Origin of the sequence: Nitrobacter winogradskyi Nb-255 (assembly GCF_000012725.1) — a bacterium.
Taxonomy (GTDB): Bacteria; Pseudomonadota; Alphaproteobacteria; order Rhizobiales; family Xanthobacteraceae; genus Nitrobacter; species Nitrobacter winogradskyi.
In genome coordinates this window covers 3329832-3356136 of record NC_007406.1, presented here as the reverse complement: position 1 = coordinate 3356136, position 26305 = coordinate 3329832, and the positions used below count along the sequence as shown (strand labels likewise).

Sequence of the window (26305 nt, the reverse complement as noted above, 5' to 3'; positions counted from 1 at the left end):
CTAGCCGAACTCACATTGCAGAGGCAGCAGGAAATTGACAATCTTTGCCAAAGTATGCCATGCTGACGAGGTATGGAGGTTTGATATGGCAACGATGAACGTATCCTTGCCCGACGCGATGAAGGACTGGGTCGAAGCGCAAGCCGAAACAGGTCGCTACGCCAATGCGAGCGACTATGTACGCGATTTGATCCGCAAGGATCAGGAGCGCAATGACAAGATTGCGGCCATGCAGCGCTTTGTCGATGAAGGTCTGAATAGCGGCGCCGGCAATCGTTCCAAAGACGCGCTGTTTGCTGAAGCGGTCAAACGCGCTGGAACGCCGCGCGGCAACGGCTGATGAGCTTTCGCCTCTCTCTCGCGGCGGAAGACGACATTATCGGTATTGCCGAAGAAGGCGTGCGCCTGTTCGGTCCCGCGCAGGCGAGGCAATACCATGATGATCTGTTTGCGATCCTCGACCTGATCGCGGCCAATCCCCGCATGGCGCGGGAGCGTCACGAGTTGTCGCCACCGATGCGTATCCATCCCTTCAAGGCCCATCTTGTCATCTACCGGATCGAGGAGGACGGCGTCCTCATTGTCCGCGTGCGCCACGGGCACGAGGATTGGGTAAGCGAAGGGGCACGGTAGCACGCCATAAACCGCTTCCGGCACCCGCCTGAACGACGACAGGAGAAGAAGGACGGTCCCCGTTTGAACGCTGAGGGCGCCGAGATCATCGACTAACGAGATTCGTGAAGCGGCGGGTTCCGCCCTCCGGTGCATGAAACCCGGAACTCATCCGCTGGCCGCATTGTTGGAGGTTGCATGGCGAACACCTTTCCACACGGCACCGTCCACAAAGCAGGCAAAGACCTTCAGGCGGCCTTGCGATCGGATTCGAAAGTATTTGCGCTGTGGGAAAACCTGACGCCGCTGGGTCGCAACGAGTTCATCTGTTGGGTGGAGGACGCAAAACAGCCAAAGACACGCCAGCGTCGCATCGAGCGAACCCGTGACGAACTCTTGGAAGGCAAGAAGCGCCCCTGCTGTTGGGTAGGCTGCATTCATCGCACCGATAAGATGCGGAGCCGATGGCAGCAGGCGGTCTTGATCGATCAGAAGGGAAAGAAGAGGCGCTAATCCAACCTGCGTGAGCGTCCGCTTCTTCCGGGGAAAGAACCTGGACAGATGACTGTCACCGAACCTCCGCCGATGACCCGAGCGCTCGCGATCAGCTACGCGATCGGACTGCCGCTGGCATTGCTCGCGATCGTGTTCCTTCCGGTCGGTCGCCTCGATTGGTCGCCAGGGTGGTTCTTCGTCACCTTCCTTATTGTCGTCTATGGCATATCGGCGCTGGTCTTGTGGCGCGTGAACCCCGTGATCTATCGGGCGCGCAGCCGCTTCCAGCCGGGCACGGAACGCTGGGACCGCATCCTGCTCGCTTTGATGCTCCCGGCGATGGTCGCGGAGATTCCGGTGGCTACCTTCGACGCCGGCAGGATGTCCTGGTCGGATGTCCCGTTCTCAATCGTGGTCCTCGGCTATGTCCTGCTTGTTGCCGGCATCGCGCTCGGCGCGTGGGCGCAAGCCGTCAATCGCTTCTTTGAGCCCGGCGTGCGCATCCAGCGCGAGCGCGGCCAGCACGTCATCACGGCCGGGCCTTACCAATTCGTGCGCCATCCCGGCTATGTCAGCGCGATCATGATATTCGTCGGCGTACCGTTTTCGCTCGCGTCATGGTGGGCGCTGATCCCGGCCGCTTTCGCGACCGCCATCCTGATCCTGCGGACGAGTTGGGAGGATGCGCTGTTACGCACTGAGCTTGACGGCTACGCCGACTATGCGCGCCGCACCCGATTCCGGCTCATGCCGGGCATCTGGTGAACACGAAGACATTCAGCGACGCCACGGAGGCTGTCCATTTGGCAGCTTACATTCAATACTTATAACTTTGGGTTTCTGCGGCTTTGCGGGGGAAAGCCTTCCCCTGGTCGGCACTTCGTTGCCGATACACCCTTTCTGCGGGGAGCCCCCGCAACGCCCCGAGAGTGAGAGTGCAGACGGGGTTTGCCGTGACGGGTTGAGGGCTGGGAGAGAGGCTCCCGGCGCCCGTCGCGGAGAACCGCGATGTCCAGACGTGACAGGGCCTCAATGCCCGCGCCATTCTCGATGATGACGGAAACGAAACCGGCGATTTCGAGACCCCGGCCGGCGGCCGCCGCTACAGGGCGATCGCCCGCCTCGTCGAAGCCGGCCGCTTCCCGGCCGATGGCCTCGTCCCCTGCGTCGTCAAAAAGGCCGATGCCAAGACTTCGGCGATCGATGACTCGCTTGCCGAAAACACATTCCGGCTCGCTCTGCATCCGCTCGACCAGTTCCAGGCGTTCAAGCGCATGGTCGACGGTGGGATGAGCACCGAGGAGGTCGCCAGCACCTACTTCACCAGCCAGCGTTACGTCGATCAGCGCCTCGCGCTCGCCAAGGTTTCGCCGAGGCTGCACGAGGTCTATGCCCAGGACGGCATGACGCTGGCGATGCTGGAGGCGTTCACCGCGCATCCGGATCACGCTCGTCAGGAACAGGTGTGGGATGCCGTCGAACGGTCCCACTACCGCGAGCCCTGGCGCATCCGGAATATGCTGACCGAAACCACCGTTGCCGCCTCCGACAAGCGCGCGCTTTTCGTCGGCATCGAAGCCTACATGGCGGCCGGCGGCCAGATGCTGCCACGCTACCTCTTCGACGATGATGAAGACGGTTGGCTCAAGGATGTCTCGCTGCTCGATCGCCTGGTGGCGGAAAAACTGAAGGTTGTCGCCGACGAGGTCGCCGCCGAAGGTTGGAAATGGATCACGGTCGACCTCGAACTTCCCTACGGCCACGACCACGGGCTGCGCGCGATCACCGGCGCGTTTGCGGAGCTGACGCGGAAGGAGCAGCGCCAGCGCGAGAAGCTGCGTGAGGAACAGGAGCGTCTCGAGACCGAATACGCCGACTATGACGAACTGCCGGACGACATCGACCAACGCCTCGGCGAGATCGAAAAGCAGCTCGACGCCTTCGAGCGCCGTCCCGCCGTCTATGATCCCGCCGAGATCGCCATCGCGGGCGTCTTCATCACCGTCGACGAGGACGGCGCCCTTGCCCGCGTCACCGGCCTCGACATGGCGGATGCCGGTTTCCGTCCCACCGTCGCGAACTACCTGGGTCGCATCACCAAGCCCCGCATTCTCCAGGCCGTCCATGAGGCCCTCGGTGAGGAGAAGGTGCGCCTGATCGATCACCTGAAGAAGGACGACATGGCGCGGGAGGCCGAACGACTCCTCGCCGACACCGGCTGGCTGCCGGAGCCCCTGCGTCTCGTCGCCGAGGCGCCGGCCGCCGAAACCTCGGCCGGGCAAAACGGCGACGACGTCGCGTTGCCCGAGTTCTTCGCTGATGACGACGATGGCGCGGCGGATGAAGCCACCGGCGATCCGACGCCTCTCATTGCCGCCGAGTGACACACCAGCGGGGCGGCTCGGTCGCCACGCATATCCTCCCTTCGACCTCATGGCCTAGCATTCCGCCGGGCCATTTTCGTTTCAGGAGAAATCCATGGCCATTCCCGATTACGCCCGCACGAATTTCAACACCATGTTGCGCGCCGCTGGCGACGGCAACCTTGCGCTCATGGAGTGCCTCGACGCGGCCACGCGCGAACCGCGCTACGTCCTTTGCGCTGTCGGACGCGACGGAGGTGATTATGTGTTCACGCCGTTGGGCCATCTCGCGTGTCCGCCGTCAGGGCTCTTGAGACAGTTTAGGGGTTTTCGGGAAGGGAGGATTTCTGGATCATCGCAGCCAATTTGGAGCGCAGATGAGACAGAAATCCGGGCCGGAGAAAGCACCGGCAGAGCAGGTCGTGAAGGACATCCGCCGGGCAACGCGCCGGCAGTTCTCGGCTGAAGAGAAGATCCGCATCGTGCTGGAAGGCGTGCGCGGCGAGGAGAGCATCGCCGAGCTGTGTCGGCGCGAGGGGATCGCCTCGTCGATGTATTACGGCTGGTCGAAGGAGTTCCTCGACGCCGGCAAGCGCCGTCTCGCTGGTGACACGGCCCGCGCCGCGACGTCGGACGAGGTGAAAGAGCTGCGCCGTGAGGCGCAGGCCCTGAAGGAGGCCGTGGCCGATCTCACCCTGGAAAACCGCCTGCTGAAAAAAAGCATGCTCGCGGATGGGGAGGACGACACATGAGGTATCCTGCATCCGAAAAGGCCGAGATCATTCGCCTGGTCGAGGCCTCGCATCTGCCGGCACGGCGAACCCTGGACAAGCTCGGCATCCCGCGCGCCACGTTCTATCGCTGGTACGATCGCTATCTCACCGGTGGGATCGAGGCTCTGGCCGATCATCGCTCGCGGCCGGATCGTGTCTGGAACCGGATTCCTGACCCAATCCGGGCCGAGATCGTCGAGCTGGCGCTGCGCGAAACGGAGCTGAGCCCGCGCGAGCTGGCGGTGCGCTTCACCGACGAGAAGCGCTACTTTGTCTCGGAGGCGTCGGTATATCGGCTGCTGAAGGCTCATGATCTCATCACCAGCCCAGCCTATATCGTCATCAAGGCGGCGTCTGAGTTCAAGGACAAGACGACAGCGCCCAACCAGCTCTGGCAAACCGACTTCACCTACCTGAAGATCACGGGTTGGGGCTGGTATTATCTCTCGACCGTGCTCGACGACTTCTCCCGCTTCATCGTCGCCTGGAAGCTCTGCGCCACGATGCGGGCGGATGACGTCACCGCCACGCTCGATCTGGCTCTGGCGGCATCGGGGCTCGACCAGATCACGGTCGCGCATCGGCCGAGGCTGTTGAGCGACAACGGCGCCTCATACATCTCGGCCGAACTCGCTACCTGGCTCGACGGCAAGGGCATGAAACACGTTCGCGGCGCGCCGTATCATCCCCAGACGCAGGGCAAGATCGAGCGCTGGCATCAGACCCTGAAGAACCGCATCCTGCTGGAAAACTACTATCTGCCCGGCGACCTTGAACGGCAGGTCGCGGCCTTCGTCGAGCACTACAATCACGGCCGCTATCACGAGAGCATCGATAATCTCACGCCCGCTGACGTCTACTTCGGCCGCGGGCAGACCATCCTCACCGAACGCGAAAGGATCAAACGCCAGACCATCCACCAAAGACGCTTGCAGCATCACCTGCAGGCCGCCTAACCTCAAACCCAGATGAGCCAGAACCTCCGTTCCCGTGACCCCGGAACAGTCTCAATTCATCTGACGACGGACAGTCGGCACGCCCCAGAACGCGGCTCGGGCTCTCGAACTCTACAACACGCTTTCGAAGCAAGGCGCATCCGAGGAGCCGCCGTCGGGCGGCTTTCTTCTGTCGATCGAACCGGAATATGGCGGCACTCAACTCTGGATGCGCGACGATGGCACCGGCGATCCCGAGCGCCTGATCCAGTTCGTCAAACGCTGCGCCACCGAGTTTGGCCTTACAGGCCGCTGGGGATTCCAATACGCCGACACCTGCTCGAGGCCGCGCCTCGACGGTTTCGGTGGCGGTGCGCATGTGATCGATCTGACCACCGGAGGCACCGTCGCATGGATCTACACCGATGGCTGGCTTGCCGAGGTACTCGATGGAGATGATCCCGATACCTAAGATCATCGAAATCAGGGTCTTATCGGCTCGACGAGGTTTCCGGCTCGGCGTTGATCGTCGTCATGCTTCCCGGACACGGTCGTAGCCGGCGGCTCTGGCGGCCTTCACGAACTTCCGGTCGAAACTGGCCATGCCCTCGCAGTGCGTCGTCTTGCACAGATGCAGCGCATCCGCGAAGTCCATGCCGTTCTCAGAAAGATCGAGGGCTGCCGCAACGACCGTGGGGTCCTCTACGGAAACAGTCGGCAGACCCGCGAACGAGCGCATCGCGCGAGCGATGTCCGCCGGCCGGTAGCCATAGGCGCTGCGCAACACCCAGTCCACTTCCAGCATCACAGTGACGGCGACAAAAACTGCCTGCCCGTCAATCAAGGCTCGCGCACGCGGAGACTGTCGCGGGTGATCGTTGGTCAGGTATCGGACAACGAGATTGGTATCAATCGCGAGCATGTCGACGCTTCGCTTCGGCGAGAATGCCAGCATCCATCTCAGCGATCGTCTTCGACCCGCCCTTCGAGGGCAACACGCCAAAGACATCTCCCGGCCTGGTTTCGGCAAAAGCGGGAGCCGGCTTCAGCAACACGCCATCGGGCGTCTCCTCGACCGTCAGGCGCGTGCCAGCGTTCCACTCGCGCCGCTGGCGGATGGCGCTCGGCAAAATGACTTGCCCCTTGGTGGAGACTGTCGTGGTGAGCTTTTCCGCACTGGCCATCGCGCTGGACCCGAAATAATGTAAGACGAAGGTAAGATAGTCGGAATCGTCCCGAATTTCAAGGCTCCAGCCCTGCGCGGAAAGGCTCACCAGGGCGAGCGCCAGTCCGACAGGATTCCGGAAGCAACAGCCGAGTGAGAGGAAGGGGATGCCGGGACGGGTTTGAGCCCGTGCGGTTCGAGAGAGAGCGGCCATGGGCTTTCCCGTCCAGCTCTCCCGAGGATCTCCCATGAACGCCCTGTTCCCCGCGGCCGAAGCCGTTCCGGCGGCTCCCGTTTCCGCGTCCGTCGATCCCGCGGCCTGCATCCATGCCGCCGCGCTCCTTCTTCCGCATATCGAGCGAGGAACGCGAGTGGACGCCGCCATCCTGCGCGGCGTCATGACGACGGCGTTCGGCGCGTCGGACGCCACCGGCGCCTGGGACTGGAAGCGCGCCTATGACGCGTGCGAGGCGGCAATCGTCCTGTTCCTGCGCAAATACGGCAAGGCGCTGTTGCGCAAGGCTGGTTCTCCGGCGCGTGCCCTGCCGCTTCTCGACAAGATCTCCGACCTCCTTCCAACCCATACGCGCCGCTCCGAAGAGAGCCAGGCATTGCAGCAGTTCTCGACGCCGGCCCCGCTCAGCCTCGCCGTCGCGATTGCCGCCGCGATCACACCGGCCGACCGCGTTCTGGAACCGTCCGCGGGCACCGGCCTTCTCGCCATCCTCGCCGAAGTCGCCGGCGGCGCGCTCGTCCTCAACGAACTGGCCGAGATGCGTGCCGCGCTGCTCTCTTTCCTCTTTCCGGCCATTTCCGTCACCCGCTTTGATGCCGCGCAGATCGACGATCATCTGGACGCGGCCGTTGTACCCACCGTTGTGCTGATGAACCCGCCATTCTCCGTCATGGCGCACGTCGAGGGCCGGGTAGCGGACGCCACATTCCGCCATGTCGCTTCCGCGCTCGCTCGCCTCGCCCCCGGCGGCCGTCTTGTCACGATCACCGGCGCGGGCTTCTCTCAGGACAATACGGTCTGGGCGCCCGCCTTCACGTGCCTGCAAGAGCGCGGCCGCGTCGTCTTCTCCGCCGCGATCGACGGTTCGGTCTATGCCAAGCACGGCACCACCTTCGCGACGCGGCTCACCGTCATCGACAAGCTGCCCGCCGATGATCCCTCCGTCTTCCCGGACGCGCCCGGAGTCGCGCCCGACGTCGCCACGCTGCACGGCTGGCTAACCGAGCATCTGCCCGCGAGGCTTCCTGTCGATTCATCCATCGCCGTGCCGATCGCTGCGCCGGTCGCACCCCGCACCGTGCGCGGCTATCTGAACCGGGCAGCGAAGCTCGCTCTAGCCGCATCGCCCGCCGCGCCCGATGGCGTTCCGCTCGCCTACGACACCGTTGAATGGAAGCCGACCGAGAACGGTCGCCTCTCCGATTCCATCTATGAAGATTACGGATTACAGACGATCCGTATCGCCGGCGCTCAGGCGCACCCGATGCTCCGCAACGATGCGCCCGTCCTGACGGATTACGATACGGTCGGCATAGGCCTGAACCTCGACCGGGCGTCCGACGGCGCTGGCCGCGACCGAGTATTTGTTGTTGTCGAAGCGTACCAAACAGGTCTTGGAGACAGACGCCGGCACCGCGTGGAAGCCGTCGAACCGGCCGGCATAGGGAACGAGCTTGGGGCGCTCGGCTTCGAACACGTCCCAGATCGTCTGATCGGCCAGTTCCGGATGGCGATGCGCCTTGGCGTAAGTGATGCATTTGTCGAGCAGCCAGGCGTTTAGCTCGTCGATCCCCCGGCTTAGAGGGTCAATATTGCAGGCCGAATGACAACGGAGCGCAGCACCGCCACCTCGTCGCGCAGCCAGGCGAGGAAGCGGCGACGATTATAATCGCTTCGGCGCGGTTGCGGCTCCGATCGACGTTTGAGCGGCGTCAGGAGTTGGTGATCCGATATATCCTTTGCCAACGTCAGCATTGACATGTCCTCACATGAGAGGGGCCATTCTCTTGATCGGGCTCTGCTATCCCGTTCCGCTTCCTGCTTCTACGGCCTTGCCGACATCAGCCGCTATTGTCATCAGATGAGGAAAGCGCCGAATCGACGCGTTTTGTACTCGCGGCGCTCTGAACTCCTGTGTGTTGCGGCAGCACTGTGGATCTTCTCCGCAAATGACACCATCAGCTACCAGCGATAGCTCACTTTGCCGAGCACGGTACGAAAACGCCCGACGTTACACTGATTGAGACTGGCGCACGCTGCCACGTACTGCGTGTCAAACAGGTTGCTGACGTTGACCGTAAAAAGCCAGTTGTCGATCTCATAACGGACCAGGGCATCCACCAGCGTGTAAGCTGGCGCGTAAAAACTGTTGAGCATGTCACCGGGCGTAGCCCCGACATAACGCACGCCGGCACCGAAGCCGAGCCCGTTCAGCGCGCCCTCCCGAATGGTGTAGTCGGCCCACACCGACGCCATATGCGCCGGTGTGGTCACTGGCCGCTTACCGAGATTGACATCGTTGCTCTTGGTCACGCGTGCATGATTATAGGCATAAGCGGCAGTCAGATTTAGATTGTTGGTCAGGCTAGCGACCGCCTCGAACTCGAAACCACGTGAGCTAATTTCACCGGTCTGTATAGAGTATCCGGGATGGGCGACATCCCGCGTCAAGGCATTCTGCTTTATTAAATCATACACGGCTGTCGTGATCCGCCATCTTGCATCTTTCGGCTGATACTTGATGCCAGCCTCATACTGTCTCCCGGTTTCCGGCTTGTACGGCACCAAATCAAATGTTGTCCCGGAAAGAGGCACGAACGAGTCAGCGTAGCTGATGTAGGGGACAAAGCCGCTATCGAACTCGTAACCGAGCCCGGCCCGCTTGGTGAAGGCTTGATCATCCTGAGTCGTCGCCGAACTGCTGAGGACATTAACAGTCTTGGATTCCGCCCAATTGTAGCGGCCGCCAAGTGTCAGAATCCATTGGTCGAACTTGATCTGATCCTGAAGATAGATACCGGTGACATTTTGTGTCTGTGGCGGGATGAAGTTGGCGTGGTCGACCAAATAACAGGCAAGCCATAAACGGGGGCGTAGATATCGAGCAGAGGAACGACACTGTCCCATCCGATACCTTGATTACTCCTCCCTCGCCATCGATAGTCCACGCCAAACAGAAGGGTGTGTTGCAGGCTGCCAGTGGTGGCTTTCAACTCAGCCTGATTGTCGATCGCAAACGTATCAAACGTATAGTGGGTTAGGAGACCAATACGGTTTATCCTACGCAAATCACTTGCAAGGGCGGACGTACTAATGTCACGCTCGTCGTAAGTATCCCGTGAGTACTGAAGATTCTGCCTGAAAGTCAGGCCGTCGGTGGCGCGATGTTGGAGGCTATACCCGACAGTGGTTTTCTCTGTATTGTAGTAATCGAGGCTTGGCTCGCCAGGGTAGCGAGTGAGCGGGATTGGTCCATTTGGATTTGGCAGTACCGTACCCCGTGCTGGAAGACCGAAGTTCCATCGTCCCTTGTCTTTTTGATAAAGGCTGTAGGCCATGATTTCCGTCGCAGCGGTGGGACGCCAGGTCAACGAGCCCGACAAAAACGTGCGGTTCTCTTTTGAGAAGTCTATGCCATTGCCGCCGTCGCGCCATAAGCCAGTGAAACGATAAAGCAGCGACTTGTCCTCCGTGACTGGACCACTGAAATCGAAGGCGCCACTTTTTCGATCAAAGCTGCCGCCTTGAAGCTGCACTTCCCGGAGGGGCTGTTCGGTCGGACGCTTGGTGACAAGAGCGATCACGCCGCTGGGCTGGCCCTGACCGTAAAGAACCGAAGCAGGCCCGCGCATCACCTCGACACGTTCCAACCCGTAGGTCTCGATGTCGGCGGCTCCGAAGGTAGGCAGCCCGTTCAGATAGATCGGCCCATCCCAACCTTCAGAATAAAAACCGCGTATCTGGAACCTGGGATTAAATTGTTGCTGACCGCTAAATCCGGCGAAGACACCCGATGTGTATTGCAGCGTCTCGTGCAGAGACTGGACTTGCCGCGTTTTCATCTGATCACGCGTCACCACCGAGACCGACTGCGGCACCTCAAGGATCGGAATGTCGGTCTTGGTGGCGGTGGCGCTGCGGCTAGCGACAAAACCGTTCACCGGCCCCCACGCGGTCTCGCCCTGCACGTCAATCGTATCGAGCGCGATCGCGCCTGCCGGCGCGCCGCCGCCGCTCCCTGCATTGGCTGTACTCGAAACCAACGCGGCGCTCGCCGGGCCTGTGATGCTGACCTTGACGCCCGTTCCGGCCACCATGGTCTGCAGCGCCTGAGCAGGCGTCATGGCGCCCGAGACAGCACGCGTGGTCGTCGAGCGAGCAATGTCGGATGAATATCCGACCTGCCAGCCAGTGACACGGCTAAATGCATCTATCGCGGAGGAAAGCGGCTGGGCGGGGATCGAGAATTGAACAGTGCGGACCGCCTGCTGCGCCTGGGCGGGCGCGATGACGGGCGCATTCGCGATGCCACAGGCGAGGATCGTCGAACCGAGCAGAACAACGCCGAGACGTTTCGTTCGTCCGTCCTTGCTCGATGCCGAAGTATTATTCCGATCTGCGATCCCCCGATCGTTCATCGCTCGCTGCCCTCAACCAGATGCAGAGGGCTGCTGTCACACCTTGTGAAAACTCGGCCCTCATAACAGGGACGATGAGGGGTCGACCCGTCACAAAAAAAGTTTGGTCGCTAGAGCATGATCCGATCAAGTTGAATCGGACCATGCTCTAGATTATTGTCTGGTCGCATTTTCTTCCGGCTAACCGGTATCCACTTCGCCGAAAAATGCTTTAACGCAAGATCAAGATTCCACCCGGAAGCCGCGTGACGTCGGCACCGGCCGATCGCGCGAGCGTCCTGATCGCCGCGTCAGGATCATCGATGCGATAATGTCCGCTCACCAGGCGATCCGAGGCCACGCTGCCTATAACCACGACCCGTCCGTCGAAATAGCGCTCGAGGTCGGCCAATGCGGCGCGGAATGGCCGGTCGCGAAACACGATCCGGCCGTCGCGCCATGCAAGCGATTTATCGATGTCCGCTGCCTCCACCGCAGATAAGCCGGACGCGCTGGCGACAATCATCTGCCCCGGCGCAAGGAACTCGTGACCGGCCTGGCTGCTCACCTCAACGCGGCCACGTTCGAGCACGACAGTGTCCTGATCATTTTCGGTCCTGACGCTGAAAGCAGTCCCCTTGACCTCGACCTGCGCGAAATGGCCTGCGACAACAAATGGGCGCGACGGGTCATGCTGGACGTCGAAATAGGCTTCACCGTCGAGCAATGTAACCCGGCGGCGACCGCCAGAAAAATCAACGGCTATGGCGGTCGAGGTGTTGAGCGTCGCGGTCGAGCCGTCCGGAAGCGTGATGGTATCCCGCTGGCCGGTTGCTGTCATATAGTCAGATTGCCACCGCAGCATGACGCCCGGCAACTGCTGCCAGCCTATCAGCAGCAGGAGAACGGCCGCGGCAACAGCCGGGATCCAGCTTCGTGGTGCCTTCCGTTCCCGCACCGAAACCGCGGACGCGGGCACGTCCAGCCCGAGCCGGCGGGCGTCGGTCTCGGTTGCCTTGCGCAAGGAAGCCATGCCGTGCATCGCGGAGATACGCGCAAATGCCTGGCCGCAGCGCATGTCCGATCGCCGCCACGCCTCAAACTCCGCCAGCGTCGCGGAATCACGCTCTTCTTGGAGTCGAATGAACCAGTCGAGGGCCTGATCCGTCACGGGATCCGGATGCATGTATTCTCCATCCGATTCGTAATCCCCTGTCAGTTTCTGTCTCACCTAGCTGATCCGCCATTCGATTGTTCGGACGCTCATATGAGTGAGACGTTTGACAGGAAGACCCGTCACAAATTTCTCCTTGCGATACCAATGATGGCAGCTTGAGCGATTCCGACAGGTTGCTCAGAGCGTGTTGCCAGAGTTTTTCTGTACACGTCACCGGCTTCAATCCTCAAGCCGCGCAAGCACATCCTGGCAATGCCCCATGACAAGTTTGATGTCATTATAGACGGTATTGCGGGAAACGCCGAGATGTTCCGCGATCTCAGCGCACGTACGTCCTTGCAGGTGAATCATGGACCATACGGTTCTTGCTCGCACCGGGAGTTCCGCCAGTGCGTCCTCGAACGCCCGCCACCGCTGCTGCTGAATCAAATCGTCTTCGATCGAGGGCTCCGCGGCGGCGACATTCTCTATGTCTTCCCTTGCTGCGTCGGACGCCTCGTACCGATTGCGAACCGCCTTACGCCGCTGATGGTCGATCGCCAGATTCCGAGCAGTTTGAAACAGGAAGCTCTCAACGTGCTCGATCGGCCTTGTCTCAAGTGCCTTTCGGACCTTCAAATAGGTTTCCTGCGCGAGGTCCTCGGCCGTTTGCGGATCGCGCACGATCCTCATGACGGTCCAAAGGAGGGAGCGGCGGTGCGACTGGAAAATCGCGTTCAACGCAGCCGACATGATCGCCTCCGGCCGGCCTGAGGAGGAAGCGCTTCCGGGGCTACCCTGACCCGGTCAGCCGACAAAGATGCGAAGCTGCACCCTGCCGCAGGGCGAAGCATATCTGCTTCAGCAATCCTTTTGGTTGGACCGTTTCCCAAGGTTCACGCACTTTCACACGACCGCGCAAGGATCGCTATCGTTGATCCCGCTTCACTATCAGATGAAAATTCGCGTGCAACAGCAATGATTTAGACCTGTTCTAGAAATCTGGTCGGCTTGCAGATGTTTTACGGGACCCGAGTCTGCAGGAATCGTGAGGTTTTTCGAAGCGATAGCGATCTCGGACGCTTTCCTGAAACTCTTCCGGGCGACCTATCCAGGCCTCGTTTATGCGTCGTTGTGGCAGTGCAATCACATCAGGCTGGATATCTTCAAGGATTGGCTTGATCGCCCGCGCCGCTCAAGCGCCCATCTTCCTGAAACCCCTGCCGCAACTCGCTCCAATGATCACAGTCGGCGGCAACGCTTCGACGCGCAGAGCTTTACGCACGTTTCGCCGAGACGAGGCTGCGAACACTGGCGCGACAATAAGTAGAGTATGCGGTCATAGAGTGTGCCACGGCGAAAACCGTTTCAAAAACCGTTTCAAATCGTGTTTTTGAAACGGTTAGATTGTATTAAGTATTTGATTTTATTGGCGCGCCCGAAAGGATTCGAACCTCTGACCCCCAGATTCGTAGTCTGGTGCTCTATCCAGCTGAGCTACGGGCGCGTTTGTCGGCGGAAATCAAAATCATCGCATTTCGGAACAGGCATCCCGAAGCGGGCCATTGCTAACGGCTCCCGGGCGGCTTTGCAAGCGGCGCGGCGCTACCAACGGCGGATGACACGAAATCCCATAGGATGAACCGAGAACGGTGCGACGGAAGGGTGATTATCAACCTTATGGCAGACAACCGAAATCCGGTGATACGGAGCGGCGGCAATCCCTGAATCGATCAGGCCCGCGCGCGTTCGTTACGGATGGTTTGCAACTCCACGGGACGGTCCGGGATCGTAATCCGGAACGTGGCGCCTATGGTGCCTTCCACCAGGTGGATATCGCCGCCATGCGCACGCACCAGTTCCGCCGCGATCGCAAGGCCGAGGCCGCTGCCGCCTGGGCGTCCTGAGCTCTGGAACGCCTCGAACAGGTGGCTGCGCGCCTGTTCCGGAACGCCCGGTCCGGTGTCGGAAACCTCGATGATCGCCACCGCGCCTTCGCGGCGGCCGGCGACCCGGATTTGCCGGGTCGCCGCTTCGTTTCGCGGCTGGGTTTCCAAAGCCTGTGCGGCGTTGCGCACCAGATTGAGCAGAATACGGAAAAGCTGATCCGGATCCGCGTCGATCGTAAGGCCGCGCTCGATCGCATCGATCCAGGTTATGGACCCCTCCGGCGTCAGCCCGGCTGATTCCCGCACCTCGTTGACGATGGGCTCGATCGCCATCAGCCGCCGGTCGGGGGTAGCCTCCTGCGCCCGTCCATAAGACAGCGTTGACTGGCAGAACGCGATGGCGCGCTCCAGCGAGCGCATCAGCTTCGGCGCGAACCGCTGCACCCGTGGATCGGGTACGCTGGCCAGCTGGTCGGAAAGCAGCTGGGAGGACGCCAATAGATTGCGAAGGTCGTGATTGATCTTCGAAACGGCGAGACCGAGCGCGGCCAGCCGGCTCTTCTGATGCAACATGGACACCAGGTCGCGCTGCATGTCGGAGAGTTCACGCTCGGCGACGCCGATCTCGTCGCCGCGCTGCGACGGCACGATGATTCGCGCGGGGCTTTCGGGGTTCTGGTGGAAACCCACGAGATTGGCGGTCAGTCGCCGCATCGGGCGGACGAACAGGTAGTGCAGCGCCAGATAAACCAATGCGGCCGTCAGAACAGCTATCGCCAGCGAGACCAGCAACAGGTTGCGTGAAAAGCGGTACATCGATTGGCGTAGCGGCTCCTCGTCGGTGACGACTTCGATGAACTGGGCACCGCGTGGCCCGGGCCCGATGATGCGGATCGCCTGGTTGCCGCTTTCCAGCATGGTTTCGAATGAGCCGACAATGGCTGACCACGGCGTCATGGTGCGCATGTCGATGTCATGGTCGATCGACGCCGGCAGATCCGCGCTGGCGAGCAGTCGCCGCTGCTGACCCATCTTGATGGCGACCGCCCGCGCGCCGATGCTGCCGAGGATCTGCCGCGCGAGCGACTCGGGCACCATGCCCGAGGGGGCCGCGTCGAGCACCAGGGCGGCTGTGTTCGCGGCCGCCAGCCGATCATTGAGCCGGTTTACCCGGAAGTTCGCGATCGACGGGACGTAGATCAGGACTTCAGCGATCATGACCAGCGGGATCGTGAGTAGCAGGAGCTTGCCGGACAGGCCGAGCCGGCCGCGCAACGACAGACGCGCGGCGCGAATCCGGAGCTGTTCGATCGCCTGAGACACGGGTTTTCCTCTGCGGGCCCTGCGGCAAACTGACCATGATCCGCGCTCCTGAAACGGACGACGGGACCTCAGGAAATACTGCCGAACACCTGTGTAATATAGGCCGGCGCGACAGGTTGGCCAGTTTGACGGGACCAGGAAACGATAGAGGGCAAGATTGACGAAAAGAGGTCGCTCCCGTATAAGCCGCGCCAATTGTCCGTGACGGCCCGGTTTCGGCCGGGGCGGCTTGTCCGAGCCGAAAAACGGCTCGGTTCGGGCGGCCTTGCCGGACTCAACCTCAACATCAGGCGACGCGCCCGGTCAGCGGAGACTCCCGTGAAACGGACTTATCAACCCAGTAAATTGGTACGCAAGCGGCGTCATGGCTTTCGTGCCCGCCTCGCGACCACCGGCGGCCGGAAGGTTCTCGCAGCGCGGCGCGCGCGGGGCCGCAAGCGCCTGAGCGCCTGAGCGGATCGTTCCGGGAATCATCATGGACCGGTTGCGGCAGCGGGCGGACTTCCTCGCCGCTGCCCATGGGCCGCGGGTGAGCACCCCAGCCTTCGTGGTGCAAAATCGCCGCCGCAGCGATGACGGTGCGATCAGGATCGGCTTCACGGTGACCAAGAAAAATGGCACCGCGACCGAACGAAATCGCATCCGCCGCAGACTTCGCGAATTGGTGAAGCGCGTGGACGCCGTATCCATGCGACCGCACAGCGATTATGTGATAATCGGCCGCCGTGCCGCGCTGAACCGCCGTTTCGCAGTGATGCTCGATGATTTGCGTTCGGCGCTTCAGCGTCTCGACCGCCGGCATCCAGGATGAACGCGGCGTCAAATCGGCGGCATCAACGGTGCATCCAGCCGCAACCCGAACCGAGTGACGAGACCCTGAACGATGTCTGAGAACCGCAATACCATCATCGCTATCGTTCTGTCGGCTCTCGTGCTGATCGCCTGGCAGTATTTCTACAACATCCCGCAGATGGAGAAGGACCGCGCCGCCCACCAGGCGCAAAGCGAGCTTGCCAAGTCCCAGAGCAAGTCACAGGGCGAGGCTGCGCCCAATACCGCCGCGCCCGGTCAATCCGCGGCCGGATCGGCGGTGGTTGCCCGTGATGTTGCCATCGCGTCCAAGCCGCGCGTCCAGATCAACACCCCTCGCCTCAGCGGAAGCATCTCGCTGACCGGCGCGCGCATCGATGATCTTCTGCTGACCAAGTACCGCGAGACGGTCAATCCCGCTTCTCCCGCGATCGAACTGTTCTCGCCGTCCGGCACGGCCTCTCCTTATTACGCCGAGTTCGGATGGGTTCCGGGCACCGGATCGACCGTCCGGGTTCCGGACCGGAGCACCCTGTGGCAACAGGAGGGGGCGGGCGCCCTGACCCCGTCCACCCCTGTCACGCTGAAATACGACAACGGCGAAGGGTTGACGTTCCGTCGTACCGTCTCGGTGGATGATCAGTATCTGTTCACCATCAAAGACGAGGTCACAAACACCGGCAGCGCTCCGGTGACGCTGTACCCGTTCGCGCTGATTTCGCGTCATGGCACGCCCGAGATCTCGGGCTACTACATCCTGCACGAAGGCCTTATCGGCTATCTCGGCGATCAGAAGCTGCAGGAATACTCCTACAAGAATATCGACGAAGCCGGGTCGGTCACCTTCAATGTCACCAACGGCTGGCTCGGCATCACCGACAAATACTGGGCCGCGGCGTTGCTTCCCGATACCAGCGCGCGATTGCAGGCGCGCTTCTCCTCCGATCAGGCGGGTGCGGTCAGGACCTACCAGACCGACTATCTGGAGGATGCGCGGACCATCCCGGCCGGCGGCACGGGCGCAGTCAGCACGCGCCTCTTTGCCGGCGCAAAGGAGGCGGGCGTTGTCGGCCTCAATTTTCCGTTGGCGGAGCTTGGCGGCTACAACAAGCAACTCGGCCTGAACCATTTCGACCTGCTGATCGATTGGGGCTGGTTCTATTTCATCACCAAGCCGATGTTCCTCGCGCTGGACTTCTTCTTTCACGTGTTCGGTAACTTCGGCGTTTCCATTCTGGTCGTAACCGTTCTGATCAAGCTGGTGTTCTTCCCGCTTGCCAACAGATCCTACGCGTCGATGGCGAAGATGAAGGCGATCCAGCCGCAGATCAACGCGCTGAGAGAGCTTTATCCCGACGACAGGATGAAGCTGCAGCAGGAGATGATGGAAATCTACAAGAAGGAGAAGATCAACCCGATCTCGGGCTGTCTTCCGGTCCTTCTGCAGATTCCCGTGTTCTTCTCGCTCTACAAGGTGCTGTTCGTGACCATCGAAATGCGTCACGCGCCTTTCTTCGCCTGGATCAAGGACCTGTCGGCGCCCGATCCGACCCACATCTTCAACCTGTTCGGACTGCTGCCCTACGATCCCTCCGTGGTGCCGCTGATCGGGCCCTATCTCGCGATCGGCGCGTGGCCGATCATCATGGGCGTCACGATGTGGTTCCAGATGAAGCTGAACCCGACGCCGCCGGATCCGACCCAGAAGATCATCTTCGACTGGATGCCGGTGATCTTCACCTTCATGCTCGCGGCCTTCCCGGCGGGTCTTGTGATCTACTGGGCGTGGAACAACACGTTGTCGGTGATTCAGCAGAGCTACATCATGCGTCGCAACGGCGTGAAGGTGGAGTTGTTCGATAACGTGAAGTCGACCTTCCGCCGCAAATCCTCCGACAAGCCGGCGAAGACCACATAGGCGGAGCTCCGCCTTGCGATCGTTGCGGGGGAGCATGACGGACGAAGCCATCCAATGCCCGGCGAGCACGTTCTCGAATCCAGCCGTTCTGCGGACGACCGGCCAGTCTTGTCGCGAACGCGCAACGCCATGCCGGGAAGGCCTGTTCGCATGACAACCGGCCTTGATGCGGAATTGATCGAGCAGGGCCGGAAGCTGTTTGCCGGGGAATGGCAATTCATCTGGGCGTCGCCGTCGATCGAGACGCTGCCGCCGATGTCGGGCCTCGAGGTCGCATTCGCCGGACGCTCCAATGTCGGCAAGTCGAGCCTGATCAATGCGCTGACCGGCCGCAGCGCGCTGGCGCGGACGTCACGCACTCCGGGACGAACCCAGGAACTGATCTTCTTCGAGGGTCCCAAAGGGGTCGATGTCCGGCTGGTCGACATGCCGGGCTATGGCTTTGCGTCGGCCCCGAAGGCCAGAATCGCGTCGTGGACGTCGTTGATCCACCAGTTCCTGCTCGGTCGGGCGACGCTTGCGCGCGTCTATGTCCTGATCGATGCGCGCCACGGCATCAAGGACATCGACAAGACCGTTCTTGGCGCCCTCGACCGATCCGCCGTGAGCTACCAGGTCGTGCTGACCAAGGCCGACGAGGTCAAGGTGACCGAGATGGCGGAACGTATCGATATCACCAGGACGCAGCTTGCCAGCCACCCTGCGGCGTTTCCGGATGTGCTGGTGACTTCGTCACGGACGGGGAACGGAATCCCGGAGTTGCGTGCCGCCATGGCCCGCCTGATAGGAGATCATCGTCGATGACGCACCTCGGCTGGTTTCGGATCATCGTCATTGCGGCGGGACTGATGGGCGCCGCCGGCGTCATCCTGGGGGCGGTCGCCGCCCACACGGCTGATGGCGGCAGGCTTGCGCTTTCGGCTTCATCGATGCTGTCGCTGCACGCTCCGGCCGCGATGCTGGCTGTTCTTCTGGCGGACCGGCAGATCGTTCGTCCGCGCATCGGCCTCCTGGCGGCCGGCGGCTTTGTCGCGGGCGCGACCCTGTTCGGCGCGGACATGATGGTGCGCCAGTTTCTCGGACATCACCTTTTCCCGAGAGCCGCTCCGACCGGAGGAACGCTGATGATCCTGAGCTGGTTCTTGCTCGCGATCGCCGCGGTCCTGCCTCGCGCGGCCTCCCGTTCCGACCGGTCCGGATCCTGATCCGAAGCGGCTTTGCGGCCCTGCCGCCGATCGGTTATAGCGTTTTCGAGCGAAGCGGATTCCGGTTCGCGTTATGAAAACGCGTCAAAATAACATCTACAGTCCGGTTCAACTGCGTTGAATCAGACTCGTCGCTTATCTTTTTGAGCATGATCTTATCCGAAAACCGGTTTCCACTTTTCGGGATCATGCTCTAGAACCCGTTCTCCCGCCGGCCAAGAGATCAGTTCGAGGGATCAGCTTCATGCCCGATGACTCCCGCATCAGCCCGCTCGATCAGGCGCGCATCCTGTCCGAGGCGCTGCCGCACATGCAGCGATATGACGAGGAGACCATCGTCATCAAGTATGGCGGCCATGCCATGGGCTCGGAAAACGTCGCCCGCCAATTCGCCAGCGACATCGTGCTGCTCGAGCAGACCGCGATCAATCCGGTCGTGGTGCATGGCGGAGGCCCACAGATCGCCGCCATGCTGCAACGGCTCGGGATCAAATCCGAATTCGCGGCCGGTCTGCGCATTACCGACGCCGCGACCATCGAAATCGTCGAGATGGTGCTTGCCGGCTCGATCAACAAGCAACTGGTCGGCTACATCAACGAGGCCGGGGGCAAGGCTGTCGGACTTTGCGGCAAGGACGGCAACATGGTCACCGCCGCGAAGGCCACGCGGATGCTGGCGGACCCGGATTCCAACATCGAGAAGGTGGTCGATCTCGGCTTTGTCGGCGAGCCCGAAAAGGTCGATCTGACGCTTCTGAATCAGTTGATCGGTCATGAGCTGATTCCGGTTTTGGCGCCGCTGGCCACCTCGAAAGGCGGCCAGACCTTCAACGTCAACGCCGACATCTTCGCCGGCGCGGTGGCCGGTGCGTTGAAGGCCAAGCGTCTTCTGCTTCTCACCGACGTTCCCGGCGTGCTCGACAAGTCGAAGAAGCTGATTCCGGAGCTATCGATCAGCGACGCGCGCAAGCTGATCGCCGACGGGACGATTTCGGGCGGCATGATCCCGAAGGTCGAAACCTGCATTTACGCGCTGGAGCAGGGCGTCAGCGGCGTCGTCATCATCGACGGGAAGACTCCTCACGCGGTGCTGCTGGAGCTCTTCACCAATCAGGGCACGGGAACGCTGATTCACAAGTGACCTGCGCGCAGCGACATCCCCACCGCGGTTTCAGTCATATCGACACATGGGTGTTCGATCTCGACAACACGCTCTATCCGCATCACGTCAATCTCTGGCAGCAGGTCGACGCCCGGATCGGTGAATATATCGGCCAGTTTCTCAACGTCGATCCGGTCGAGGCGAGGCGTATCCAGAAGGATTACTACAAGCGCTTCGGCACCAGCATGCGCGGCATGATGACCGAGCATGGCGTCTCGCCCGACGACTATCTCGCTTACGTCCATCAGATCGATCACTCGCCGCTCGATCCCAACCCGGCGATGGGCGCGGCGATCGAAAGGCTTCCGGGCCGCAAGCTGATCCTGACCAACGGCTCGACCGCCCATGCCGGCAAGGTGCTGGAGCGGCTCGGTTTCGGTCATCACTTCGAGGCCGTGTTCGACATCATCGCTGCGGGGATGGAGCCGAAGCCTTCACCGCGGACCTATCGTCGCTTTCTCGAACGTCATCATGTCGATGCCGCGAGAAGCGCGATGTTCGAGGATCTGGCGCGCAATCTCGTCGTCCCGCATGAACTGGGGATGACGACCGTGCTGGTGGTGCCGGACGGGACGCGCGAGGTCGTGCGTGAGGATTGGGAAATGGAAGGCCGCGGCGGTGCGCCGCACGTCGATCACGTCACCGACGATCTCTCCGGTTTTCTGGCGGGACTGACGGCGCGATCGGCTTGACAGGGCTGCCTGCGTCCAAGAGAACAGCCACGGTTGACAAACTGCATTCGCGTAGTAGAGGCGCAGAAACCCTATGCCTACCGCATCGCTCGAAACCACCATCAACGGCGCGTTCGACGCGCGCGAGACCATCACCCCCGCGACAAGGGGCGAAGTGCGCGATGCCGTCGATCAGGCGCTCGGCCTGCTCGACAAGGGCGAGGCGCGCGTCGCCGAGCGCGCGGCCGACGGCAAGTGGCAGGTCAATCAGTGGCTGAAGAAGGCCGTGCTGCTCTCGTTCCGCCTCAACGACATGAGCGTCATCCCCGGCGGTCCCGGCAACGCCGCGTGGTGGGACAAGGTGCCGTCGAAGTTCGAGGGCTGGGACGAGAACAGATTTCGTGACGCCGGCTTTCGCGCCGTGCCGGGCGCGATCGTGCGCCGCTCCGCCTTCATCGCAAGGAACGTCGTGTTGATGCCGTCGTTCGTCAATCTTGGCGCTTATGTCGACGAGAGCACCATGGTCGACACCTGGTGCACGGTGGGCTCCTGTGCCCAGATCGGCAAGCGGGTCCACATCTCCGGCGGCGCGGGCATCGGCGGCGTATTGGAGCCGCTGCAAGCCGGGCCCGTGATCATTGAGGACGATTGCTTCATCGGCGCGCGCTCGGAAGTGGCGGAGGGTGTGATCGTGCGCAAGGGGGCGGTGCTGTCGATGGGCGTTTTCCTCGGCGCTTCGACCAAGATCGTCGATCGCACGACCGGCGAGATCTTCATGGGCGAAGTGCCGGAATACGCGGTGGTGGTGCCGGGCGCGCTGCCGGGCAAGCCGCTGAGCAACGGCCAGCTCGGTCCGTCCACCGCCTGCGCGGTCATCGTCAAGCGCGTCGACGAACGCACGCGCTCCAAGACCGGGATCAACGAACTACTGAGGGACTGAGACGGCGATGGGAAACGACGCGCTTTCCATCGCTCGCGATCTCATCCGCTGCCCTTCGGTGACGCCGGCGGACGCCGGTGCGCTCGGCGTGCTCGAGCCGCTGCTCAAGAACGCCGGCTTTGATGTTCACCGGATCACCTTCAGCGAGCCGGGCGTCGCCGACATCGACAATCTCTATGCCCGCATCGGCTCCGGCCGCCCTCACATCGCTTTCGCCGGTCATACCGACGTCGTACCTCCAGGCGACGAAGCCGCGTGGACCCGTGGCGCGTTCTCGGGCGATGTGGTTGATGGTTTTCTCTATGGGCGCGGCGCGGTGGATATGAAGGGCGGGGTCGCCTGCGGCGTCGCGGCCGCGCTGGACTATCTCGCGGCGCATGGCGGCCGGCCGGGGAAAGACGGCAGCGGCTCGATTTCGTTCCTGATCACAGGCGACGAGGAGGACATCGCCGTCAACGGCACCGTCAAGCTGCTGCAATGGGCCGCCGCGCGCGGCGAGAAATTCGATCACTGCGTGCTCGGCGAGCCCAGCAATGTCGAGGAACTCGGCGACTGCATCAAGATCGGCCGCCGCGGCTCACAGTCCGGCACGCTGTATGTCGACGGCGTGCAGGGTCACGTCGCTTACCCGCACCGCGCCTCGAATCCGATTCCGGAGATCGCCGCGCTGATCACCGCGCTTGTGAGCGAGCCGCTGGATCAGGGCAGCTCTCAGTTCCAGCCTTCCAATCTGGAATTCACCTCGGTCGATGTCGGAAATCCGGCAGCCAATGTGATTCCGGGACAGGCGCGCGCGAGGTTCAACATCCGCTTCAACGATCATCACGATCAGCAATCGCTCCGTGCGCTGGTCGAGGCGCGTGTCGCGGGAGCCTCGGGCAATCGTGTCCGAACCCGCATCGTGTGGGAGCCTTCGAATGCCGACGTGTTCCTGACCGAGCCCGGCCCGTTCACCGATCTCGTGGCCGCGGCCGTTGAGGATGTCACCGGCCGCAGGCCGGAGTTGAGCACCGGCGGCGGCACGTCGGACGCGCGTTTCATCAAGGACTATTGCCCGGTGATCGAGTTTGGTCTGGTCGGGCGGACCATGCACCAGATCGACGAGCGCGTTCCGATCGCTGATCTCGAAAAGCTGACGCGGGTCTATCGCGGCGTGCTGGACCGTTACTTCGCATGAGCAGGATTCTCGTTCTCACCGCCATTGAAGATGAACTCGGCAGGGCGCGGCTCCCTGACGGCGTCAGGGTGATCTACACCGGCGTCGGCAAGATCAATGCCGCCAGCGCGGCCACGCTGGCGCTGCTGACGCTGCACCCGGATCTCGTCATCAACTACGGGACAGCGGGAAAGATCAACGAGACGCTCCGGGGCCTCGTGGAAGTATCAACCGTCGTCCAGCGCGACATGATGGCGATGCCGCTGGCTCCGCGCGGACGCACGCCGTTTGCTCCCGAGCTTGATCTTCTGACGTCGGGCCAGTCTGGCGTCGTCTGCGGCACCGGCGACAGCTTTGTCACAAGCTCCGATCCATGGCTGATCGAGAACAACGTTGACATCGTCGACATGGAGTTGTTCGCGGTTGCGCAGGTGTGCCGGCGTCACGGCCTGCCGTGGCGTGCGTTCAAGTTCATCACCGACGACGCCAACGACCTCGCGCATCAGGACTGGACCGCCAATGTGAAGGACGGCGAGGGCCTGTTCTGGGATACGCTGGACCGGATTCGGTGAAGGACGGAGCGCGTAAAATTCGCGCATGACAGCGATCATCGATCTTGCCTGAGGGGGATACTCCCCTCGTAATCGACCCGCGCGAGGTACAATCCGTCGGGTGGCGCCACCGGCCCGCAGGCTTCGCGCCGCCGCGCCGCCAGCGCGCCGGACAGATCGTCGGCATTCCAGCGGCCATGCCCGACCCACACCAACGAACCCACCATGGAGCGCACCTGGCTGTGCAGGTAGGAGCGCGCCGAAGTGATGATGCTGACATTGTCGCCGTTCCTGATCACGTCGAGCTGATCGAGCGTTTTTTCCGGCGATTTGGCCTGACATTCGGTGTCGCGAAAGGTCGTGAAATCGTGCTTGCCGAGCAGCCGTTGCGCGGCAGCGTGCATCGCTTCGGTATCGAGCGGCCGGGGCACGCGCCAGACCCGCCCCACATCGATGGCGAGATTGGCGCGGCGATTGGCGATGCGATAAATGTAATGTCGCCTGCGTGCCGAAAAGCGCGCCTCGAAGCTGTCTGGCACGATCTCGGCTTCGAGCACGCCGATTGGATGCGGCCGCAGATGAGCGTTGAGTCCGTCGCGCAGCCGGTCCGGCATGAAATGCCTGGCGATATCGCAATGCGCCACCTGCGCCAGCGCATGAACGCCGGCATCCGTGCGGCCCGCGCCGTGCACGCGGACGTCATCACCGCAAATCGCCTTGACCGCCGCTTCCAGCGCGCCCTGCACCGACGGCCCGTTGGTCTGGTACTGCCAGCCGCAGAAGGGACCACCGTCATACTCGATGGTGAGCTTGTAGCGGGGCATCAGTCGAGCCGCAGCGGCGGCGTCAGCGGCGTGCCGTTCAGGAAAGCGGCGGCCTTCATCGGCGGCTTTCCCGCGCGCTGCAATTCGAGAACGCGGATCGCGCCATCCTTGCACGCAATGGTCAGGCGATCGTCGAGAAGGTCTCCCGGTGATCCCGCGCCTTCCGCCAGCTCGCATCGCAGGATCTTGATGCGTACCGCCTCGCCATCGACCGGCATCTCGCACCAGGCGCCCGGAAACGGTGACAGGCCATGAATGTGGCGCAGCACCTCGCGCGCAGGGTTGCTCCAAACGATGTGCGCTTCGGCCTTGTCGATCTTGGCGGCGTAGGTGACGGTAGAGGCGACGCCTTGTTCGCTTTGCTTCGTCAGGCGCAACTCGCCGCGCTCCAGCGCGTCCATCGCCCGCGCCATCAGATCAGCCCCCAGCGGCGCCAGCGTGTCATGTAGATCGGAGGCCGTCATCGCATCGGTAATGGGGACCCGCTCGGCCATGGCGACGTCGCCGGTGTCGAGGCCGGCATCTATCTTCATGACCATGACGCCGCTTTCAGCGTCGCCGGCCATGACGGCGCGGTTGATCGGCGCGGCGCCGCGCCAGCGCGGCAGCAGCGATGCGTGCAGATTGTAGCAGCCGTATCGCGGGGCATCGAGGATCGCCTGCGGCAGGATCAGACCGTAGGCGACGACGACCGCGGCATCGGCTCCGTACGAACGAAGCTGGTCCTGCGATTCCTGCGTCTTCAGCGTTTTCGGCGTCAGCACGGGGAGGCCGAGCCGCTGCGCTTCCCGCGCCACGGGTGTCGGCTGCAGCTTCATGCCGCGGCCGGCGGGTCTTGCCTCGCGGGTGTAGACGGCCGCGATCTCGTGGCCGTGGGCTACGAGTTGCTGCAGGGTCGGCACCGCGAAATCGGGCGTGCCCATGAAGATCAGGCGAAGCGGCATCTTATTGATTGTCTGCGCGGCACAAGCCGCTTTTATTTCGCGGCGAACTTGGCGGCCTTGGTGAATTTCTTCATCACGCGGTCGCGCTTCAGTTTCGAAAGGTGATCGACAAACAGCACGCCGTTGAGATGGTCGATCTCGTGCTGGATGCAGGTGGCGAAAAGGCCCTCGGCATCCTCCTCGTGCACCTTGCCGTCGAGGTCGGTGAAGCGAATCCGTACCCGCGAGGGCCGCTCGACCGCCTCGTAATATTCGGGGATCGACAGGCAGCCTTCTTCGTAGACCGAGAGTTCCTCCGACGCCGACAGGATTTCCGGATTGATGAAAACCCTCGGCCGCGGCGTCAGTTCACCTTCCTCGTCGCGTCTGGCGAGGTCCATGGTGACGATGCGCAACGGCTGCGCGATCTGGATGCCGGCCAGCCCGATGCCGGGGGCGTCGTACATGGTCTCGAACATGTCGTCGGCGAGCTTGCGGATCTCCGGCGTCACCGTCTCGATCGGCCTGGATACGAGGCGCAACTGCTTGTCCGGAAGGATGATTATTTCGCGAATAGCCATGCAGGGCGATGTAATCCCCGGGCCTGCCGGGGTCAATCCGCGAGCCGCTCCGATCGCTTAAGAGCATGATCCCGACCCTAAGGGCCGCGCCGGCGCGAAGTGGAAACCGGTTCTCGAAAAAGATCATGCTCGATCAAAAAGAAAAGGCCGCGCGTCGAGCTTTCGTTAACTTTCAGATGTTCTCGCTTGGTTCGCGCGTTAGCATTTGCCGCGACGCGGCG

General features: G+C 62.1%; 25 protein-coding genes, 1 tRNA gene and 5 pseudogenes. 19 read left to right on the top strand and 12 right to left on the bottom strand.

Going from position 1 to position 26305, the window contains the following annotated elements:
* Positions 1 to 85: 85 nt before the first annotated feature.
* The 8 genes and pseudogenes from NWI_RS16095 to NWI_RS16060 all read left to right on the top strand — a co-directional run.
* Complete coding sequence (locus tag NWI_RS16095; protein WP_011316253.1) at positions 86 to 340, top strand: type II toxin-antitoxin system ParD family antitoxin; 255 nt, start codon at positions 86 to 88, stop codon at positions 338 to 340.
* Complete coding sequence (locus NWI_RS16090; protein ID WP_011316252.1) at positions 340 to 633, top strand: type II toxin-antitoxin system RelE/ParE family toxin; 294 nt, start codon at positions 340 to 342, stop codon at positions 631 to 633. Before NWI_RS16095 ends, NWI_RS16090 begins: the two co-directional genes overlap by 1 nt.
* A gap of 177 nt (positions 634 to 810) precedes the next feature.
* Positions 811 to 1125 carry a YdeI/OmpD-associated family protein gene (locus NWI_RS16085; RefSeq protein ID WP_041345222.1) on the top strand — a complete coding sequence of 105 codons (315 nt, stop codon included), beginning with the start codon at positions 811 to 813 and terminating at the stop codon, positions 1123 to 1125.
* Between the two features lie 48 nt (positions 1126 to 1173).
* Positions 1174 to 1872 (top strand): methyltransferase family protein, encoded by a 699-nt coding sequence (locus NWI_RS16080; protein WP_011316250.1) that lies wholly within the window; start codon positions 1174 to 1176, stop codon positions 1870 to 1872.
* Positions 1873 to 2129: 257 nt separating this feature from the next.
* Positions 2130 to 3491: pseudogene (locus NWI_RS16075) on the top strand (ParB/RepB/Spo0J family partition protein); the annotation flags it as partial.
* A 94-nt stretch (positions 3492 to 3585) separates the two neighbouring features.
* Positions 3586 to 3762, top strand: a pseudogene (locus NWI_RS18410) (DUF6117 family protein); the annotation flags it as partial.
* Positions 3763 to 3847: 85 nt separating this feature from the next.
* A protein-coding gene (locus NWI_RS16065; RefSeq protein ID WP_148203761.1) for an IS3 family transposase occupies positions 3848 to 5199 on the top strand; the annotation gives its coding sequence in 2 pieces (ribosomal slippage) (positions 3848 to 4184 and positions 4184 to 5199; 1353 coding nt in all).
* Positions 5200 to 5272: 73 nt separating this feature from the next.
* Positions 5273 to 5650 (top strand): annotated as a pseudogene (locus NWI_RS16060) (hypothetical protein); the annotation flags it as partial.
* 60 nt (positions 5651 to 5710) lie between these two features.
* On the opposite strand, the gene NWI_RS16055 reads toward NWI_RS16060, so the two are convergent.
* Entirely contained in the window at positions 5711 to 6100 is a 390-nt protein-coding gene (locus NWI_RS16055; RefSeq protein ID WP_011316246.1) for a type II toxin-antitoxin system VapC family toxin, read from the bottom strand.
* Positions 6087 to 6362: an AbrB/MazE/SpoVT family DNA-binding domain-containing protein gene (locus NWI_RS16050; protein WP_011316245.1), complete on the bottom strand. Its 276-nt coding sequence runs from the start codon at positions 6360 to 6362 to the stop codon at positions 6087 to 6089. The genes NWI_RS16055 and NWI_RS16050 overlap by 14 nt, the downstream gene beginning before the upstream one ends.
* Before the next feature lie 229 nt (positions 6363 to 6591).
* On the opposite strand from NWI_RS16050, the pseudogene NWI_RS16045 reads away from it, so the two are divergent.
* Positions 6592 to 7842 (top strand): annotated as a pseudogene (locus NWI_RS16045) (SAM-dependent methyltransferase); the annotation flags it as partial.
* Here the strand turns inward: NWI_RS16045 and NWI_RS17770 are convergent.
* The 7 genes and pseudogenes from NWI_RS17770 to NWI_RS16010 form a co-directional block, all read right to left on the bottom strand.
* Positions 7816 to 8154 (bottom strand): annotated as a pseudogene (locus NWI_RS17770) (Mu transposase domain-containing protein); the annotation flags it as partial. The pseudogenes NWI_RS16045 and NWI_RS17770 overlap by 27 nt on opposite strands.
* A gap of 386 nt (positions 8155 to 8540) precedes the next feature.
* Positions 8541 to 9425 carry a TonB-dependent siderophore receptor gene (locus NWI_RS18405; protein ID WP_049750598.1) on the bottom strand — a complete coding sequence of 295 codons (885 nt, stop codon included), beginning with the start codon at positions 9423 to 9425 and terminating at the stop codon, positions 8541 to 8543.
* Positions 9332 to 10996 carry a TonB-dependent siderophore receptor gene (locus NWI_RS16035; RefSeq protein WP_049750597.1) on the bottom strand — a complete coding sequence of 555 codons (1665 nt, stop codon included), beginning with the start codon at positions 10994 to 10996 and terminating at the stop codon, positions 9332 to 9334. The genes NWI_RS18405 and NWI_RS16035 overlap by 94 nt, the downstream gene beginning before the upstream one ends.
* A 211-nt stretch (positions 10997 to 11207) precedes the next feature.
* Positions 11208 to 12206 carry a FecR family protein gene (locus tag NWI_RS16030; protein WP_041345218.1) on the bottom strand — a complete coding sequence of 333 codons (999 nt, stop codon included), beginning with the start codon at positions 12204 to 12206 and terminating at the stop codon, positions 11208 to 11210.
* Between the two features lie 165 nt (positions 12207 to 12371).
* Positions 12372 to 12884: an RNA polymerase sigma factor gene (locus NWI_RS16025; protein WP_011316242.1), complete on the bottom strand. Its 513-nt coding sequence runs from the start codon at positions 12882 to 12884 to the stop codon at positions 12372 to 12374.
* Between the two features lie 677 nt (positions 12885 to 13561).
* A tRNA-Arg gene (locus NWI_RS16015) sits at positions 13562 to 13638 on the bottom strand.
* A 226-nt stretch (positions 13639 to 13864) separates the two neighbouring features.
* Positions 13865 to 15343 carry a sensor histidine kinase gene (locus tag NWI_RS16010; RefSeq protein WP_011316240.1) on the bottom strand — a complete coding sequence of 493 codons (1479 nt, stop codon included), beginning with the start codon at positions 15341 to 15343 and terminating at the stop codon, positions 13865 to 13867.
* A gap of 318 nt (positions 15344 to 15661) precedes the next feature.
* Here NWI_RS16010 and rpmH point away from each other — a divergent pair, with 318 nt between their 5' ends.
* The 10 genes from rpmH (at position 15662) to NWI_RS15965 (ending at position 23777) form a co-directional block, all read left to right on the top strand.
* Entirely contained in the window at positions 15662 to 15796 is a 135-nt protein-coding gene (gene rpmH, locus NWI_RS17270; RefSeq protein WP_006609582.1) for a 50S ribosomal protein L34, read from the top strand.
* Between the two features lie 22 nt (positions 15797 to 15818).
* The gene (gene rnpA, locus NWI_RS16005; RefSeq protein WP_011316239.1) at positions 15819 to 16154 is read left to right on the top strand and encodes a ribonuclease P protein component; all 336 of its coding nucleotides are present in this window, start codon (positions 15819 to 15821) and stop codon (positions 16152 to 16154) included.
* 72 nt (positions 16155 to 16226) lie between these two features.
* Positions 16227 to 18071: a membrane protein insertase YidC gene (gene yidC, locus NWI_RS16000; RefSeq protein ID WP_011316238.1), complete on the top strand. Its 1845-nt coding sequence runs from the start codon at positions 16227 to 16229 to the stop codon at positions 18069 to 18071.
* A 150-nt stretch (positions 18072 to 18221) separates the two neighbouring features.
* Positions 18222 to 18875, top strand: coding sequence for a ribosome biogenesis GTP-binding protein YihA/YsxC (yihA, locus tag NWI_RS15995; protein WP_011316237.1), 654 nt, complete (start codon positions 18222 to 18224; stop codon positions 18873 to 18875).
* The gene (locus NWI_RS15990; RefSeq protein ID WP_011316236.1) at positions 18872 to 19276 is read left to right on the top strand and encodes a DUF423 domain-containing protein; all 405 of its coding nucleotides are present in this window, start codon (positions 18872 to 18874) and stop codon (positions 19274 to 19276) included. The genes yihA and NWI_RS15990 overlap by 4 nt, the downstream gene beginning before the upstream one ends.
* Positions 19277 to 19520: 244 nt before the next feature.
* Entirely contained in the window at positions 19521 to 20417 is an 897-nt protein-coding gene (gene argB, locus NWI_RS15985; protein WP_011316235.1) for an acetylglutamate kinase, read from the top strand.
* Positions 20414 to 21130 (top strand): pyrimidine 5'-nucleotidase, encoded by a 717-nt coding sequence (locus tag NWI_RS15980; RefSeq protein WP_011316234.1) that lies wholly within the window; start codon positions 20414 to 20416, stop codon positions 21128 to 21130. Before argB ends, NWI_RS15980 begins: the two co-directional genes overlap by 4 nt.
* 73 nt (positions 21131 to 21203) lie before the next feature.
* Positions 21204 to 22049: a 2,3,4,5-tetrahydropyridine-2,6-dicarboxylate N-succinyltransferase gene (gene dapD, locus NWI_RS15975; protein WP_011316233.1), complete on the top strand. Its 846-nt coding sequence runs from the start codon at positions 21204 to 21206 to the stop codon at positions 22047 to 22049.
* Positions 22050 to 22056: 7 nt separating this feature from the next.
* Positions 22057 to 23226, top strand: a complete 1170-nt coding sequence (gene dapE, locus NWI_RS15970) for a succinyl-diaminopimelate desuccinylase (RefSeq protein WP_011316232.1) — start codon at positions 22057 to 22059, stop codon at positions 23224 to 23226.
* Entirely contained in the window at positions 23223 to 23777 is a 555-nt protein-coding gene (locus NWI_RS15965) for a 5'-methylthioadenosine nucleosidase (protein ID WP_011316231.1), read from the top strand. The genes dapE and NWI_RS15965 overlap by 4 nt, the downstream gene beginning before the upstream one ends.
* 35 nt (positions 23778 to 23812) lie before the next feature.
* On the opposite strand, the gene truA is transcribed toward NWI_RS15965, so the two are convergent.
* Genes truA through def form a run of 3 tightly spaced genes read right to left on the bottom strand, consistent with a single transcriptional unit; the run spans position 23813 to position 26084 of the window.
* Positions 23813 to 24580 (bottom strand): tRNA pseudouridine(38-40) synthase TruA, encoded by a 768-nt coding sequence (truA, locus tag NWI_RS15960; protein WP_011316230.1) that lies wholly within the window; start codon positions 24578 to 24580, stop codon positions 23813 to 23815.
* The gene (gene fmt / locus NWI_RS15955) at positions 24580 to 25524 is read right to left on the bottom strand and encodes a methionyl-tRNA formyltransferase (protein WP_011316229.1); all 945 of its coding nucleotides are present in this window, start codon (positions 25522 to 25524) and stop codon (positions 24580 to 24582) included. Before fmt ends, truA begins: the two co-directional genes overlap by 1 nt.
* A 32-nt stretch (positions 25525 to 25556) precedes the next feature.
* Positions 25557 to 26084, bottom strand: coding sequence for a peptide deformylase (def, locus tag NWI_RS15950; protein ID WP_041345216.1), 528 nt, complete (start codon positions 26082 to 26084; stop codon positions 25557 to 25559).
* Positions 26085 to 26305 lie beyond the last annotated feature (221 nt).